The following is an 18270-nucleotide window of genomic DNA, read 5'->3' as shown; positions in this document are numbered from 1 at the left end:
TGCCCCCTTCTCCCCCCGTCGCTCCCTCCCACCCCACCCCCGGTGCGTGGGGTGGGGTTGTGTGGGGCGGCCCGCCGGCGAGACACCACACGGCACCAACGCCCATGGGGCGGACGGGTAGGACCGGCTGGTTCGGGGTGACCGTGGGATTGACCCGGCTCCGTGCCCGTGTGTATTTCTCCCGCCAGTTCGGGCGGCTAGCATCACATTCGTGCTCGGCAGCGCCTATTCCGTCCGCTGCGTAGGCGGCGTGCACAACCGCAATTACTTTTCCGGCTGCGGCCGCATTGGGATCCAAAAACCACCTGAGAGGCGCCATGTACGACGTGATTGTCATAGGTGCCCGTTGTGCGGGTTCGCCGGCGGCCATGCTATTCGCGCAGCAGGGTTATCGCGTCCTGCTCCTGGAGAAAGCGCGGTTCCCGCAGGACACGCTGTCCTCGCACTACATCCACCAGCAGGGAGTGGCGCTGCTCAACCGGTGGGGACTGCTCGACAAGCTCCGCGAGGCGGGCTGCCGGCCGATCGACCACCAGAGCTACGAGGCGTCCGGTGTCCGCATAGACGGCTTCTCCCTGCCGATCGACGGCCTGCGGACCACGTATGCGCCGAGGCGGTACGTGCTCGACCCGATCCTCGCGGACGGTGCCGTGGCGGCCGGCGTGGAGTTCCGGGAGTCCTGCGCGGTCAGCGATCTGGAGTTCGAGGGCGACCGGGTCGTCGGGGTGCGGTACACGACGCCCGGCGGCGCCGAGGCGACGGACCGGGCGCGCCTCGTCGTCGGCGCGGACGGCATGCGGTCGCTGGTGGCCCGCAAGGCCGGCGCGCAGAACGTCATCGAGCACCCGCGGATGACCTGCACCTACTACAGCTACTGGGCCGGGGTTCCCTCGCACTTCGAGCTGTACGAGCGGCCGGGGCGCTGGATCGGTGTCCTCCCCACCAACGACGACCTCACCCTGCTCATGGCCTACTTCCCGCAGGAGGACTACGCCGAGGTTCGCAAGGCGGTGGAACCTGCCTACCTCGATGCCTTCCGCACGACGGCGCCCGAGTTGTACGAGCGGATGTCGGCGGGCACGCGCGTGGAGCAGCTGTACGGCACGGGGCACCAGGAGAACTACTTCCGCAAGGCCTTCGGGCCCGGGTGGGTGCTGGTCGGTGACGCGGTGAACCACAAGGACTCCATCACCGCCCGCGGCATCACCGAAGCCTTCGTCCAGGCCCAGACGCTCACCGAGCACATCGGGGATCAGCTGCACGACGACGCCGCGCTCGAGGCGGCACTGAGGCGCTACGAGGACGACCTGAGCGACGAAGCCCTCAACCACTACCAGGGCGCGCTCAACGTGGCCGAGCTCAAGCCCGAGGGGCGGGTCGAGATGCTGCGGAAACTGGTCGGCCACCAGGAGCAGATCGACCGGTACTTCTCGACGCTGTCGGGGGCGTGCTCCATCGACGACTTCTACAACGACGAACTCTTGACCCTGCTCGATCAGAGCTGAGCGACGACCTGCTCACTGGTTCCGCCGATTTGGAGACACAATGATCCCGTTGTCGTTCGCGCAGCGTCGGCTGTGGTTCGTGGACCGGTTCGAAGGCCCTTCGCCGACCTACAACGGCGCTTTCGCCCTGCGGCTGACCGGTGAGCTGAACGTGGGTGCGCTCGAGTCGGCGTTCCACGACGTCATCGACAGGCACGAGGTCCTCCGCACGGTGATCGTCGAGGACGACGACGGCGTCCCGCACCAGCAGGTGCTGCCGTCCGGTCGGAACCCGTTCGGCCTGTCGCTCGTCGAGATCACGGAGGACAAGCGGGCGGCCGCGGTCGACGAGGTGGCCAAGGAGACCTTCGACCTGGCCGCCGACGTGCCGATCCGCGCCAGGCTGGTGCGGACCGGACCGCGGAAGCACACCCTGGTGCTCGTGGTGCACCACATCGCCCTGGACGGGGAATCCCTCGGGCCGCTGCTCCGCGATCTGACCGCGGCGTACGCGGCCCGCAGGGAGGGCAGGGCCCCGGTGTGGGTGCCGCTCCCGGTGCAGTACGCGGACTACACGCTGTGGCAGCAGGACATGCTCGGCGACGAGTCCGATCCGGACAGCCTGACGGCCAGGCAACTGGCTTACTGGCGCGAGGCCTTGGCCGACATGGCGCAGCCGCTGGCCCTGCCGACGGACCGCTCGCGCCCGAGGACGATGAGCTCCCGCGGCGATCTGGTCACGTTCTCGATCGACGCAGACCTGCTCGGGGCCGTGGAGAAGCTGGCCGCGGAACAGGACATCACGGTGTCGATGGTCATGCACTCGGCGCTGGCCGTGCTCCTGCACCACCTCGGGTGCGGTGATGACGTGCCCATCGGCGCACCGATCGCGGGCCGCACCGATGAGGAGTTGCGGGACCTCGTCGGGTTCTTCGTCAACACCTGGGTGCTGCGCGTCGACCTCTCCGGGAACCCGACCTTCCGCCGGCTGCTCCAGCGGGTGCGGGACCGGGCCCTCGCCGCGTACGACAACCAGGACATACCGTTCGAGCGGTTGGTGGAGCTGCTGAGCCCGGACCGGTCCACCGCCTACCACCCGTTCTTCCAGGTGATGCTCGCCTGGCAGGAGTCCCCGGGGGATCTGGAATTCGCCGGCCTCGATGTCGAGTCCGAGACGCTCGAGACCCGAACGGCCAAGTTCGACCTGTTCTTCAACATGATCCCGAACGGCTCGGGTGGGGCGGGAGTCCGTCTGGAGTACGCCACCGACCTGTTCGACAGGGACACGGCCGAGGGCATCGCGAACCGGTTCGTGCGCGTGCTGAGCCGGCTCGTGGCCGCCTCGGAGCGCAGCATCGGCGGCATCGACGTGCTCGACGCAGTCGAGCGGGACCGGTTGCTCACCCGGTTCAACGACACCGCCGCAGCGGCGTCCGAGCTGACGGTCCCGGAGCTGTTCGAAAGCCAGGTGGCCAGGACCCCGGACGCCCCGGCGATCGTGTGCGATGACCGGACGCTGACCTACCGGGAGCTCGACGACCGGGCGAACGGCGTCGCGTGGGAGCTGGTCCGGCGTGGTGCCGGGCCGGAAGACCTGGTGGTCCTGGCGTTGCCGCGCACGGAGGACCTGGTGGTCGGCCTGCTGGGGATCCTCAAGTCCGGTGCCGGGTACCTGCCGATGGACCCGCAGTATCTCGGCGGGCGGGCACAGGGTGTGCTGTCAGAAGCACGCCCGCGTTTCGCGGTCACCGACACCGAGACGTCGCAGGACCTGCCGCAGAACGACATGGCGAGCATCCTCCTCGACCGGCGCGCGGAATGGGACTCGCCCGAGGGGGCGCTGGACGACGCGGGCCGGATCTCGCCGCTGGGCCCGGACAACCTGGCGTACGTGATGTACACCTCCGGCTCCACGGGCAAGCCGAAGGGTGCGGCGATCACCCACCGCAACGTCGTCAACGGCGTGCAGGAGCTGGTGCGCGTCCTCGACGCGCCGCCCGGGTGGCGGATGCTGGCCGGCACCTCGGTGAACTTCGACGTCTCGGTCTTCGAGCTGCTGTCCACCCTGTCCACCGGCGGCACGGCCGAGGTGGTGCCGAACGCGCTTGCGCTCGGCGAGCGGGACAGCTGGGACGGCCACGTGATCAGCGCGGTTCCCTCGGTGCTCGGGGAACTGGTGGGTCACCTGGAGAGGGCGACCGACGTGCGTACGGTCGTGTTCGCGGGCGACGTGCTCCCGGCCGGACTGGTGCGGCAGGTGCGCGAGGCCCTGCCCGGGGTGCAGGTCGTGAACTCCTACGGGCAGAGCGAGAGCTTCTACGCCACCACGTTCTCCCTCGCGCCGTCCGAGGAGTGGGCGGAGAGCGACGTCGCGCCGATCGGTACCCCGCTGGGGAACATGCGTGCCTACGTGCTCGGTCCGGGACTCGCCCCGGTGCCGCAGGGCGTGATCGGTGAGTTGTACGTGGTGGGGACCTGCCTGGGCCGCGGCTACCACGGCCGCCCGGGCATGACCGCCGAGCGGTTCGTGGCGAACCCGTTCGGCCCCGCGGGCGAGCGGATGTACCGCACGGGCGACCTGGCCCGCTGGAACGCGCATGGCCAACTGGAGTGCGTCGGCAGGGCCGACGGCCAGGTGAAGGTGCGCGGCTTCCGCATCGAGACGGCCGAGGTCGAAGCGGCGATCACGCTGCACCCCGGGATCAGCCAGGCGGTGGTGATCAGCCGGGAGGTGCCCTCGGGCGGGCGGCGGCTCGTCGCGTACGTGGTGCACACCGGCGAGGGCGCCGTCGGCGACGATGGCGCCGGTGGTATCGGCGATGTCGATGTGCTGGCCGGTGCTTCGTCCGCCGAGCTGCGCAAGTTCGTCGCGGCACGGCTGCCCGACTACATGGTGCCGTCGGCCTTCGTGGTCCTCGGCCGGATGCCGCTCGGGCCGACCGGCAAGCTGGACCGCTCGGCGCTGCCCGAACCGGAGTTCGTGGGCGAGGCCTACCGGGAGCCGCGCACCGAGGCCGAGAAGATCATCACCGCGGCGTACGCGGACGTGCTCGGGGTGGATCGGGTCGGTGTCGACGACGACTTCTTCGCGGTGGGCGGGGACAGCCTGCGGTCGATCCAGGTGGTGGCGCGAGCCCGGGCCCGGGGTCTGGAGCTCACCACGCGGGAGATCTTCGAGGGCCGCACGGCGGCCCGGCTGGCCGAGGTGGCCTCCGCCCGCCGGGACCGGGTGCCCGCGCTCGCGGAGGACGAGGGCGGCGGCGTCGGCCCGATGCCGTTGCAGCCGGTGGCACGGCATGTGTTCGAGCACGGCGGTGGGACGAACCGGTTCGCCATGGCGATGGCTCTGGAGCTGCCCGCGGGCATCGACGCGAGCGGGCTGGCCGCGACGCTGGACGCCGTGCTCGACCGGCACGACCTCCTGCGCGCGCAGCTGGTACGCGGCGACGAGCTCTCCCTCGTCGTGCGTCCGGCCGGCACCGTGCGGGCGGCCGACCTGATCCGCCGGGTTGCCTGCGACGGCCGGTGGGACGAGCCGTCCTCGCTGGAGGCGGCGAAGGCGGAGCTGGACGACTCGGTCGGGCGACTCGACCCGGAAGCCGGGACCATGGCGGACTTCGTCTGGTTCGCCGCGGAGTCCGGCGCGGGCAGGCTGCTCGTGGTGCTGCACCACCTGGTGGTGGACGGTGTCTCCTGGCGCATCCTCATGTCGGACTTCGCCGAGGCGTGGCAGCAGGTCCGGTCCGGCCGGACGCCCGAGCTGCCCGCGGTCGGGACGTCGGCCCGCCGCTGGGCGTCGGCGCTGCAGACCGCGGCGCTCACCCCTGAGCGGGAAGCGGAACTGCCGTACTGGCGGGACATGCTCGCCGCGCCGAACCCCCCGCTGGGCACGCGGGCGTTCGACCCGGCTGTGGATGTGATGTCCACGGTCGACACCGTGGTGGTGCAACTGCCCGCCGAGGTCACCGAGGCGGTGCTGACCAAGCTTCCCGCGGCGTTCAAGGGGACCGGGACCGACGTGCTGCTCGCCGCGCTCGCCCTGGCGGTGAACCGGTGGCACGGTGCGGACCGCTCGACCCTGGTCCGGATGGAGGGGCACGGCCGCGAGGAGGACGTCGTCCCCGGGGCCGATCTCTCCCGGACCGTCGGATGGTTCACCAGCATGCACCCGGCCCGGATCGACGTGCGCGGGGTGGACCTGGCCGACGTGCTGGCGGGCGGCCCCGCGGCCGGGAAGGCGATCAAGCTGGTCAAGGAGCAGCTGCGCGGGATCCCGGACAAGGGCGTGGGGTACGGGCTGCTGCGCTACCTGAACCCGGAGACCGCCACGCAGCTCGCCGAGCACCCGGTGCCGCAGATCGGGTTCAACTACCTCGGCCGGATCTCCGGCGCCGACGTGCCCGAGCACCTGCGCGCGGACGGGTGGGGACCGGCGTCCTGGTCCACCGAGCTGTTCCCGGCACCCGACCCGGACCTGCCCGCGCTGTCCGCGCTGGAGGTCAACTCGGTCGCCACGGACACCGCCGACGGCACCCGGTTGCAGGCCGCCTTCATGTTCCCCACCGGGGTGCTGTCCCGTGAGCGGATCTCCGAACTGGCCGAGCTCTGGGTCGAGGTGCTGCGCGGCATGGCCGCGCACGCCGCACGCCCGGAGACCGGCGGGCTCACGCCCTCGGATGCCCCGCTGGTCTCGGTGCGGCAGGACGAGATCGAGACCTGGGAGGAGCGCTACGGCCGGCTGGCCGAGGTATGGCCCCAGGCCCCGGGGCAGTCCGGCATCCAGTTCCAGGCGGCGTTCGCCGACGGATCCTTCGACGTCTACCACATGCAGTTCGTGCTGCATCTGTCCGGGCACGTGGACCCGGCGCGCATGCGGACGGCCGGGCAGGCGCTCCTCGACCGGTATCCGAACCTGCGCTCCGCGTTCCTCACCGGGGCCGACGGCGATTCGGTGCAGGTCGTGGCGGAGCACGTCGCCCTGCCCTGGCGGCACGTCGATCTGACCGGTCAGGGCGAAGCCGAGCAGGACGCGGCGCTCGACCAGGTTCTCGCCGAGGACCGGGCCGACCAACTCGATCCCGCCCGGCCGCCGTTGTTCCGCCTGGCCCTGCTCACCCGCGGGCCGCAGCAGGCGAAACTCATCATCACGGCGCACCACACCCTGTTCGACGGCTGGTCGTCGCCGTTGGTGATCACGGATCTGATCCGGCTGTACTCCGGGACCCACGAACTCGGCCCGGTCCGAAGCTACGGCGACTATCTGGCCTGGCTGTCCACGCAGGACCGGGAGGCGTCGGCCGCCCGGTGGAAGGCCGAGCTCGCCGGATTCGACCAGCCAACCCTCCTGGCCCCGAGGACCGGGCTCAAGGATGCTGCGTCCGCCCTCGGGCGGGTCGAGGTACCGCTGTCGATCGACAAGGGGCGTGAACTCGCCCGGCGCGCCGCGAAACTCGGTGTCACGCTGAACACGCTCCTGCAGGGCGCGTGGGGGATCCTGCTCGCGAAGCTGACCGGGCAGCAGGACGTCGTGTTCGGCGCCGCCGTCAACGGTCGCCCGGCGGACGTGCCCGGTTCCGACGAGATGGTCGGTCTGTTCATCAACACCCTGCCGACCAGGGTGTTCTGCCGACCTGACCACAGCGTGGCCGACGTCATCACCGAGCTCCAGGGCCGGCAGACCGCTCTGCTCGACCACCACTACTACGGGCTGGCCGACATCCAGCGCGGCGTCGGGCTGCCCGCCCTGTTCGACACGATCGTCGTGTTCGAGAACTACCCGGTCGACCGCGAGGGCATCGTCGACGCGAACGTCGCGGCGGGGCTCACGATCGACGCCATCCGGCCCTTCGCGGGCTCGCACTACCCGCTCACCCTCAACGCCTCCGACCCCTACCTGCGGCTTTCCCTCGACTTCCACGACAACCTCTACGACCGCGACGCGGCCGAGGTGCTCGCCGCCCGGCTCGTCCGGGTGCTGGACCAGGTGCTCGAGGACCCGACGACGCCCTTCGGCGCCATGGAGGTGCTGTCGGCGGGGGAGCGGGACTGGCTGGTACGGCGGGTCAACGACACCGCGCAGCCGGTGGCGGCGGACACCTTGCCGGGTGCGTTCGAGGCTCAGGTGGAGCGTGATCCCGATCGTGTGGCCCTGATCGGGGAGCAGGTCAGCCTGACGTACGGGGAGTTCAACCGGCGCGCCAACCGGTTGGCGCATTGGCTGGTCGAGCAGGGCGCGGGTCCCGAGCGACTGGTCGCGGTGCGGATCCCCCGGTCCGTGGATCTGATGGTGGCGCTCTACGCGGTGGTCAAGGCGGGTGCGGCCTATCTGCCGGTGGATACCGACCTGCCCGAGGACCGGGTGCGACAGGTGCTGGAGAGTGCGGAGCCACTGCTGGTGCTCGGCGAGGCGCTTCCGGATGTGTCCGGGTACCCGGAGGAGAACCCGCAGCGCGTGCTGTCGCCGGAGAACGCCGCGTACGTCATCTACACCTCCGGCTCCACCGGGAGGCCCAAGGGGGTGCAGGTCTCGCACCGGTCGATCATGAACCGGCTGGTGTGGGGTCTGGCGCACTTCGAGGTGGGTGCCGCGGACCGGGTGCTGCTGAGTACGTCGGCGAGTTTCGACGTGTCGGTGCCGGAGCTGTTCGCCCCCTTGCAGGTGGGTGCGGCTGTGGCGATCGCGCGTCCGGACGGGCGCCGGGATCCGGCGTATCTGGCGGAGTTGATCCGGCGGGAGCGGGTGACCGGCGCGGATTTCGTGCCGTCGCTGCTGGAGGTGTTCGTCGCCGAGCCCGCGGCGAAGGAGTGCACGAGTCTGCGGTGGATCGAGGTCGCGGGAGAGGCGTTCCCGGCCGCGCTGGCCAACAAGGTTGTCGAGCTGCTCCCGGGCTGCGGGGTCCACAACCTCTACGGGCCCACCGAGGCGGCGGTGGAGGTCACCGCGTGGCAGCACGTGCCGGGTGCGGACCGGGTGCCGATCGGCGCGCCGGTGTGGAACACCCAGGTGTACGTGCTGGACGCCGCGCTGCGTCCCGTCGTGCCCGGGGTGGCCGGTGAGCTGTACCTGGCCGGCACCGGGCTCGCCAGGGGCTACCTCGGGCAGCTGGACCTGACCGCGAACCGCTTCGTCGCCTGCCCCTACGGTGCACCGGGAACCCGGATGTACCGCACCGGGGACCTGGTGCGGTGGAACCAGGACGGTCAGGTCGAGTACATCGGCCGGACCGACTTCCAGGTCAAGATCCGCGGCTTCCGCATCGAGCTGGGCGAGGTGGAGTCGGCGCTGATCGCGCACCCGGATGTCGAGGCCGCGGTGGCCGTGGTGCGCGAGGACCGTGCCGGCGACCAGCGGCTGATCGCCTACGTGGTGCCGGGCGGCCGGGCGGACCCGGCCGGGCTGGACGTCGGGGCGGTCACGGAGCTGCTCCAAGGGCACCTGCCGGAGTACATGGTCCCCTCGGCGATCGTGCCGCTCGCCGAGTTCCCCATGACCACGAGCGGGAAGCTCGACCGCAAGGCTCTCCCCGCGCCCGGCCACACCGAAGCCGCGGCCGGACGAGGACCGCGCAACCACAACGAGGAAGTGCTCTGCCGGCTGTTCGCCGAGCTGCTCGGCGTGGAGGAGGTCGGCATCGACGTCGACTTCTTCGCACACGGTGGGCATTCGCTGCTGGCCACCCGGCTGATCGGCCGCGTACGCGGCGAGCTCAACGTCGACGTGAAGGTCACGTCAGTGTTCCGCAATCCGACCGTCGCCCAGCTCGCGGAGCAGATCGAGAAGCTGGCCACGTCGAAACGCCCCCAGCTGCGACAGATGACCGTACAGGAGACGCGCCGATGATCCCGTTGTCCTTCGCCCAGCTGCGGATGTGGTTCCTCCACCGCCTGGAAGGCCCGTCCGCGACCTACAACGTCCCGTTCGTGCTGCGCCTGGAAGGTCAGCTGGACACAGCCGTCCTGGCTGCGGCGGTGACGGACGTCGCAGACCGGCACGAGAGCCTGCGCACCCTGGTCGTCGAGAACGCGGACGGCACGCCGGAGCAGCGGATCCTGCCTCCGGAGGAGGCGGCCCACCCCTTCCGGGTGATCGACGTGGCCGCGGACGCGGTGGACGCCGCGCTCAACGAGGCCGTGTGCGTGGCGTTCCACCTGGACACGGAGCTTCCCCTGCGGACGACCGTGTTCCGGATCGCTCCGCAGGAGCACGTCCTGGTGTTCGTGTTCCACCACATAGCCGCGGACGGGGCGTCGATGGCGCCGTTCCTGCGGGATCTGATGACGGCGTACGCGGCTCGCCACCAGGGCAGGGCGCCGGAGTGGACGCCGCTTGCGGTGCAGTACAAGGACTACACGCTGTGGCAGCGACAGCTACTGGGTGACGAAGCCGACCCGGAGAGCGTCGCTACGGCGCAACTCGCCTACTGGCAGCAAGAGTTGGCAGCGGTGCCGCAGCCGCTGCAACTGCCGCTGGACAGGCCGCGGCCGACGGCGGCCAGCTACCGTGGCGGCGACGTCCCGTTCGAGCTGTCACCTGAGCTGCTGTCCGGGTTGCAGAAGCTGGCCATGGACCGCGGTGCCACGGCACCGATGGTGGCTCAGGCCGTGCTGGCGGTGCTGCTGAACAAGCTGGGCGCAGGGGAGGACGTGGCGATCGGCTGCCCGATGGAGGGGCGCGCCGATGAGCAACTCGACGATCTGATCGGGTTCTTCGTCAACACCTGGGTGCTGCGCGCCGATCTGTCGGGGAACCCCTCGTTCGGCGATCTGCTGGAGCAGGTGCGGGACCGGGCCCTCGCCGCGTACGACAACCAGGACATACCGTTCGAGCGGCTGGTGGAGCTGCTCAACCCCGACCGCTCCACCGCGTACCAGCCGTTGTTCCAGACGGCGCTGGGCTGGCAGTTCGTGTGGCCGGAGATCGAGATGCCGGGTCTGCGGGTCACCTCCGTCCCGGCAGGCACCGGCACCGCGAAGTTCGACCTGTTCTTCAACATCGTCCCGAACGCGTCCGGGGGCGCGTACGGGCTGCTGGAGTACGCGACGGACCTGTTCGACCACACCACGGCCGTCCACATCGTCGACCGGTTCGTGCGCATCCTGGAGCAGGTGCTCGAGGACCCGACGGTGCCGGTCGGTGCCATCGAGGTGCTGTCGGCGAAGGAGCGGGACCGGTTGGTGCGGGGTGTCAACGACACGGCGGTGGCGGTGCCGGAGCGGACTGTCGACGCGCTCTTTGCCGACCGGGCCGCTGCGACGCCGGATGCGGTGGCGGTGGTGTGCCGGGATGCGGCGTTGACGTACCGGGAGGTGGAGGAGCGCGCGAATCGGCTGGCGCGCGTGTTGATCGAGCGGGGCGTGGGGCCGGAGTCGCTGGTCGCGGTGGCGGTGTCCCGATCGGTGGAGTGGGTTGCGGCGATCCTGGCGGTGTTGAAGGCGGGTGGGGCCTACCTGCCGGTGGATCCGGCCTATCCGGCGGAGCGTGTGGCGTTCATGGTGGCGGATTCCGGGGCGCTGCTGGTGATCGGCGACGCGGTCTCGGCGGGGCAACTGCCGGAGCTGTCCGCGCCCGTGATGCGCCTGGACCATCCGGACGTGGCCGCGGCGCTGGACGGTGCCGGCCCGGGCCCCGTGACCGACGCCGACCGGCGAGGCCCGGTGGCGGTGGCGAACACGGCGTACGTGATCTACACCTCGGGTTCGACCGGGACGCCGAAGGGGGTGGCGGTCACTCACGCGGGGGTGGCCAGCATGGTTGCCTCACAGGTGGAGCGGCTGGAGGTGACGCCGGCCAGCCGGGTACTGCAGTTCGCCTCGCCGAGCTTCGACGCCTCGGTGTGGGAGTCGTGCATGGCGCTGTTGACCGGGGCGAGGCTGGTGCTGGCCGGCACGGATGAGCTGGCCGCGGGCAAGCCGCTGGTCGAGACGATCGCCGCGCACGGGGTGACGCATGCGACGTTGCCGCCGGCGGTGCTGGCGGCTCTGCCGGCAGGGTCGTTGCCGAGTGTGGAGTCGCTGGTGGTCGCCGGTGAGGCGACCTCACCGGAGTTGGTGGCCCAGTGGTCGGCCGGGCGGCGGATGATCAACGCCTACGGCCCGACGGAGACCACGGTGTGCGCCACCATGAGCACGCCGCTGGCGGGTGACGGCCGTACTCCGATCGGGCGGCCGATCGCCAACGCCCAGGTGTACGTGCTGGACGCGGCGCTGCGTCCGGTCGCGCCCGGGGTCGCCGGTGAGCTGTACCTGGCCGGTGCCGGGCTGGCACGGGGCTACCTCGGGCGGACCGACCTGACCGCGAACCGGTTCGTCGCCTGCCCCTACGGTGCTCCGGGAACCCGGATGTACCGCACCGGGGATCTGGCGCGGTGGAACCAGGACGGCCAACTCGAGTACCTCGGGCGAACCGACTTCCAGATCAAGATCCGGGGATTCCGGATCGAGCTGGGTGAGATCGAGCACGCGCTGGCGAGGCATCCCGGTGTGGCGCGGGCGGCGGTCGTGGTGCGTGAGAATCAGCAGGGCGACAAGCAACTTGTGGGGTACGTGGTGCCCGAGCAGGATGCCGCGGTGGCCGATGCCGGCGCTCAGGTGGATGACTGGCGCCACCTCTATGACGGCAGTTACGCCGATCCCGGCGACGAGGGGCTGGGCGAGGACTTCCGGGGCTGGAACTCCAGTTACACCGGTGAGCCGATCCCGCGTGAGCAGATGCTGGAGTGGCAGGACGCGGCGGTGGCACAGGTGTTGCGGTTCGCCCCGCGGCGGGTGCTGGAAATCGGTGTGGGTTCCGGTCTGCTGCTGGCGAAGATCGTCGGCGAAGTCGAGGAGTACTGGGGCACCGACATCTCGGCCACGGTGGTGGACCGGGTCCGGGCGCAGGCCGAACAGGCCGGATACGGCGACCGGGTCCGGTTGAGCGCCCAAGCGGCCGACAACGTGTCCGGACTGCCTCGTGGCCGGTTCGACACCGTAGTGCTCAACTCGGTGGTGCAGTACTTCCCGAACGCCGAATACCTGGCCCAGGTGCTGCGCCAGGTGATGGAACTCCTCGTGCCGGGCGGCCGCGTCATCGTCGGTGACGTCCGCAACGCCACGACACGCAGCCTCATGCAGACCGCGGTGCAGCGTGCGGCACACCCGCACGCCTCGCACGAAGAGCTGCGGTCGCTGGTCAAGAGGGAGCTGCTGGCCGAGCGGGAACTGGTCGTCGCCCCGGAGTGGTTCACCGAGTGGGCAGGAGACGCTTCCGTCCCGGTCGACATCCGGTTGAAGCCCGGGCAGGCGCACAACGAACTGACCCGGCATCGCTACGAGGTCGTTCTGCACAAGCAGCCGGCCGACGTACTCGACCTGGCCGGCGTGCCGTCGGTGCCGTGGGGTGGGCAGCTGGACGACCTGGCCGGCCTGGGCCGCTGTGCGGACCGGGAGGGCGGCCCGGTGCGGGTGACCAGGATACCCAATGCGCGTCTGGCCGAGGAGGCCGCCGAGACTGTCGCGGCAGGTCTCCTCGACCCGGCGTCCCTGCCCGGCAGACCGGTCGATCCGCAGGAACTGCTGCGGTGGGCACGTGAGCACGGTCGGGACGCGGTTGTCACCTGGTCGGGCGAGGACGCGCGCCGCTTCGACGTGGTGGTGCTGCCCGAGCAGCCGACCGGGCGGCGGAACGTCTCGGGCTCGTTCGCTCCCAGCGGTGCCGGCGGGAGGGTCCGGGCGAACACCCCCGCGCTGGCCAGGTCGATCGGTGCGTTGCTCGGTGAGCTGCCCGAGTACCTGCGTGGGCGTCTGCCCGACTACATGGTCCCTCCTGCGCTCGTGCCGCTCTCGGAGCTGCCGCTGACTGCGAACGGGAAACTGAACCACCGGGCGCTGCCTTCGCCGGACTACGCGCAGGTATCGACCGGTCGGGCACCGCGCAATCAGCACGAGGAGACCTTCAGCGCGCTGTTCGCCGAAGTGCTCGGCGTGGAGAGAGTCGGCATCGACAACGACTTCTTCGCCAGCGGCGGGGACAGCATCCGCTCCATCCAGGTCGTCGCGCGGGCCAGGACGCGTGGCATAGAGGTCAGCACGCGGGAGATCTTCGAGCACCGCACGGTCGCTCGGCTCGCGGAACTGGTCGAAGGACGCGAGGAGGAACGCCTCACCCTGGCGGAGCTGCCGGGTGGCGGCGTGGGACGGGCTCCGCTGCTGCCGACGGCGGATCACGTGCTCGGGCTCGGCGGTGGCATCGGCCGGTTGTCGATGTCCGGGATGCTGACCCTGCCCGGGGGCATCGACCGGGCGGGGCTGGTGGCGACCTTGCAGGCCGTGCTGGACCGGCACGATGTGCTGCGTTCCCGGCTCGACCGGGCGCAGCCGGGCCTGTGGATCGAGCCGCCCGGCAGCACGGACGCCGGCGCGCTGCTGCGGGAAGTCCCCTACGGCGACGCCGATGTGAACGCCGAGCTGGATGCGGCCGTGGAGCGGCTGGACCCGGACGCGGGTGTCATGGCGCAGTTCGTGTGGCTCACCTCCGACACGGGCGCCGGCCGGTTGCTGATCGTGCTGCACCACCTGGTCGTCGACGGGGTGTCGTGGCGGATCCTGGTTCCGGACCTGGTCTCGGCCTGGCAGCGGGTCCGCGACGGCCGCCCCCCGGAACAGGCTGAGGCAGGTACCTCGTTGCGGCGGTGGGCGCACGCCCTGGCCGAGGAGGCGGCCAAGCCGGAGCGGATGGCGGAACTGCCCGTGTGGCAGCAGATCCTGCGCGAGGACGAGCCGGTACTCGGAGCACGGGAGCTGGACCCGGCGCGGGATGTCGCCGCCACCGTGGACACGGTGCGCATCCACGTGCCGGCAGACGTCACCGCGACCGTGCTGAACACGGTGCCCGCCATCTTCCGGGGCGGTGTCGACGACGGGCTGCTGGCCGCTCTGGCGCTGGCGCTGGCCCGCTGGCGTCGGACGCGGGGCGTGCCCGCCTCCTCGGCGCTGGTCCGGCTGGAAGGGCACGGCCGGGAAGAGCAGGTGGTGCCCGGCGCGGATCTGTCGCGCACGATCGGGTGGTTCACCGCGATGTATCCGGTGCGGCTGGACCTGGCCGACGTCGACGTGGCGGACGCGTTCGCCGGTGGTCCGGCCGCCGGTCGGGCGATCAAGGCAGTCAAGGAGCAGTTGCGGGCGGTTCCGGGCAGCGGTATCGGCTTCGGCCTGCTGCGCCATCTCAACCCGGAGACCGCCGCCGCGCTGGCCGCGGACCGGGAACCGCAGATCGGGTTCAACTACCTCGGCCGGACTTCCACTGCGGACATCCCTGAGGAACTGCGTGGCCTGGGCTGGGCACCGGACACCACACACCAGGACCTGATCGCCGCACCCGACGCGGACATGCCGGTGCTGTCGGCGCTGGAGATCAACGCGGTGGCCAACAGGACCCCCGAGGGTGATGAGCTGCTGACCGCCTACTTCGGCTTCCCGACCGGTGTGCTCTCCCACGAGGAGGTGACCGAGCTGGCCGGGCTGTGGGTCCAGGCGCTGACCGCCCTGGCCCGGCACGCCGCGACGTCCGAGGCCGGCGGAATGACCCCGACGGACGCGCCTCTGGTCGACGTGAGCCAGAAGGAGATCGACACCTGGGAGGCCCGGTTCGGCCACCTGGCCGAGGTGTGGCCGGCGACCCCGGCGCAGTCCGGGATCCTCTTCCATTCGATGCTGGCCGGATCCTCGTTCGACCCCTACCACGTGCAGCTGGCGTTCCACCTCTCGGGTGAGGTCGACCCGGAGCGGATGCGCCGGGCCGGGCAGGCGCTGCTGGAGCGCCACGCAAGCCTGCGTGCGGCGTTCGTCGACCGGACCGACGGCGATCTCGTGCAGGTGGTGCCGTCCAAGGGGGTGACCCTGCCCTGGCAGCATCTCGACCTGACGGCAGTCGGCGAGGCGGAGCGGACCGAGACGTTCGAGCGGTTCCTCACCCAGGACCAGGCCGCCCACTTCGACGTGGACACCCCACCGCTGATCCGGCTGGCACTCGTCGCGCTCGAGCCCGGTCGGTCCGAACTCGTGATGTCCGTCCATCACGCGGTGTCCGACGGCTGGTCCACGCCCTTGCTGATGCAGGATCTGCTGCTGCTCTACGCATCCGACGGCGACGGGGCCGGTCTGCCCAGCACGCGGAGCTACGGTGAGTTCCTCACCTGGTACGCACGGCAGGACCAGGACGAGGCGGCACGGGCGTGGGCAGCCGAGCTCGACGGGGTGGAGGAGCCGACCCTCCTCGCGCCGGGATCCGCGGGCGACGACGGCCTCGACCAGATCGAGGTCACCCTCCCGCTCGACGTGTCCAGCGAACTCAACCGGAGCGCATCCGAGTTGGGCGTCACCATCAACACCCTGGTCCAGGGCGCCTGGGCGCTGCTGCTCGGCCAGCTCACCGGTCGCCAGGACCTGGTGTTCGGCGCCACCGTCTCCGGGCGCCCTGCCGAGGTGACGGGCGTCGAGTCGATGGTCGGGATGTTCATCAACACCCTGCCCGTACGCGTCGCGTACGCGCCCGGCGACACCCTCGCCGAGGTCGTCACCCGGCTCCAGAACCGGCAGGCCGGCCTTCTGGAGCACCACCACTCCAGCCTCACGCAGATCCAGCAGTCCGTCGGCCTGCAGACCCTCTTCGACACACTGGTCGTCTTCGAGTCCTACCCGGTCGACCGGGAGGGCATCAGCGCCGCCACCGAGGCCGCGGACGGAATCGCCTTCACCGGCCTGCGCCCCTCCAACGGCACCCACTACCCGCTGGCCCTGATGGCGGCGGCCGAGCCGAACCTCCAGTTCCTCCTCCAGTACACGCAGGGTGTCTTCGACCGGGACACCGTGGAGGCGTACGCGGCCCGATTCGTGCGCATCCTGGAACAGCTGGCGGCCACCCCCGATCTGAAGATCGCGCAGCTCGATGTCCTGGAGCCGGCCGAACGCGACCGACTCCTCGTCGAGCTCAACGACACGGCCGTCCCGACTCCGGACGTCACGATCCCCGGGCTCGTCGAGGCACAGGCGGCGCGCACCCCGGACGAGGTCGCCGTGATCGCCGAGGGCGAGTCGCTCACGTACCGCGAGGTGAACGCCCGGGCCGACCGCCTGGCGCGCGAACTGGCCGACCGCGGCGTGGGCCCGGAGTCGGTGGTCGCGGTGTCGCTGCCGCGGTCGGCGGACCTGGTGGTCGCACTGCTCGCGGTCCTGAAGGCGGGCGGCGCGTATCTGCCGGTCGACCCCAGGTACCCCAGCCACCGCCTCGAGGCCATCTTCGAGGAGGCGCGGCCGCACCTCGTCCTGACGGACTCCGCGACGGTCGCGGTGCTGCCGGAGCACGACGCCCCGGATGTCCTCCTCGACGCACTCGATCTGTCCGGAGACGCCGCGGTCCTTGAACGTCCGCTCCACGCACAGCAGTTGGCATACGTGATGTACACCTCTGGCTCCACGGGCAAGCCCAAGGGCGTCGCCATCACCCACGCGAACGTGGTCAACGGCGTGCTGCGGCTCGCCCCCCGCGTGGGCATGGAGCCGGGCAAGCGGCTCCTTGCGGGCACGTCGGTCAACTTCGACGTCTCGGCGTTCGAGATCTTCACGACCCTCGCCACCGGCGGCGTCGTCGAAGTCGTCCAGGATGTCCTGGTCCTGGGCGACCGGAAGGGCTGGAGCGGCAGCGTCATCTCCACCGTGCCGTCCGCCTTCGCCGAACTCGTCGACGAGATCTCCGACCGCACCGGTGTGGAGACGGTCGTCTTCGCCGGCGAGGCCCTGCCCTCGTCGCTCGTCGAGAAGACGCGGAACGCCTTCCCGGGTGTACGGGTCGTCAACGCCTACGGGCAGAGCGAGTCGTTCTATGCCACCACCTTCACCGTCGGCGGCGATACGCAGGGCTGGACGGGCAGCGCGCCCATCGGCACCCCGCTCGGCAACATGCGGACCTACGTCCTCGGTCCAGGCCTGACTCCGGTGCCGCCGGGCGCGATCGGCGAGCTGTACGTCGGCGGGAACGTGGGCCGCGGCTACCACGGCCGCGCCGCACCGACCGCCGAGCGCTTCGTCGCCGACCCGTTCGGCCCGTCCGGCGCGCGTATGTACCGCACCGGTGACCTGGCCCGCGTCAACGGCGACGGCCAGCTGGAGTACGTGGGCCGCGGGGACACACAGGTCAAGGTGCGCGGCTTCCGCATCGAGCCCGCCGAGGTCGAGGCCGCGCTCACCGCGCACCCCGGCGTCGCGCAGGCCGCCGTCATCGCCCGCGACGGGCGCGGCGGCAGCACCGGCAAGCAACTGGTCGCGTACGTCGTGGCCGCCGTCGCCGACGACAGCACGACGACCGACGACCCCTCCGGGCCGGAGACGACGGAGCTGCACGCATTCGTCTCGGAGCGGCTGCCGGACTTCATGGTGCCGTCCGCCTTCGTGGTCCTCGACCGGCTGCCACTCGCCCCGAACGGCAAGCTGGACAGGGCCGCGCTGCCCGAGCCGGAGTACACCGGCGCCGCCTACCGGGCTCCCCGCACCGCCCGCGAGGAGACCCTGGCCGCGCTGTTCGCCGAGGTGCTCGGCGTGGACCGGGTCGGCATCGACGACGGCTTCTTCGATCTCGGCGGGCACTCCCTGCTCGCCACCCGGCTGATCAGCCGCGCCCGCGCCGAGATGGGGAGAGAGATACCCATCCGCAAGATCTTCGACCTGCCGACAGTGGCCGCGCTCGCCGCGTGGGCGGAGGAGTCGGCTGCTCCCCGTCGCCCCGGCCTGCGCAAGATGTTCGTAGAGGAGTAAA

3 protein-coding genes are annotated in these 18270 nt (G+C 71.0%); all 3 read left to right on the top strand.

Going from position 1 to position 18270, the window contains the following annotated elements:
- The first annotated feature begins 317 nt into the window (after window positions 1–317).
- Genes ACFWBQ_RS09020 through ACFWBQ_RS09010 form a run of 3 tightly spaced genes read left to right on the top strand, consistent with a single transcriptional unit; the run spans window position 318 to window position 18269 of the window.
- Window positions 318–1505: an NAD(P)/FAD-dependent oxidoreductase gene (locus tag ACFWBQ_RS09020; protein WP_385485686.1), complete on the top strand. Its 1188-nt coding sequence runs from the start codon at window positions 318–320 to the stop codon at window positions 1503–1505.
- Between the two features lie 40 nt (window positions 1506–1545).
- Window positions 1546–9324, top strand: coding sequence for an amino acid adenylation domain-containing protein (locus ACFWBQ_RS09015; RefSeq protein ID WP_385485684.1), 7779 nt, complete (start codon window positions 1546–1548; stop codon window positions 9322–9324).
- Window positions 9321–18269, top strand: coding sequence for an amino acid adenylation domain-containing protein (locus ACFWBQ_RS09010; protein WP_385485682.1), 8949 nt, complete (start codon window positions 9321–9323; stop codon window positions 18267–18269). The genes ACFWBQ_RS09015 and ACFWBQ_RS09010 overlap by 4 nt, the downstream gene beginning before the upstream one ends.
- The last annotated feature ends 1 nt before the right edge of the window (window position 18270 follow it).

The organism is Streptomyces sp. NPDC060035, assembly GCF_042736635.1.
Classification (GTDB): domain Bacteria; phylum Actinomycetota; class Actinomycetes; order Streptomycetales; family Streptomycetaceae; genus Streptomyces.
The sequence above is the reverse complement of the archived record's forward strand: the minus strand, read 5'-3'. Positions and strand labels throughout refer to the sequence as shown.

Bases quoted from the DNA above. Each gene is read 5' to 3' on its own strand.
- ACFWBQ_RS09020 (WP_385485686.1), top strand. From the start codon at position 318: ATGTACGACGTGATTGTCATAGGTGCCCGTTGTGCGGGTTCGCCGGCG.
- ACFWBQ_RS09015 (WP_385485684.1), top strand. From the start codon at position 1,546: ATGATCCCGTTGTCGTTCGCGCAGCGTCGGCTGTGGTTCGTGGACCGG.
- ACFWBQ_RS09010 (WP_385485682.1), top strand. From the start codon at position 9,321: ATGATCCCGTTGTCCTTCGCCCAGCTGCGGATGTGGTTCCTCCACCGC.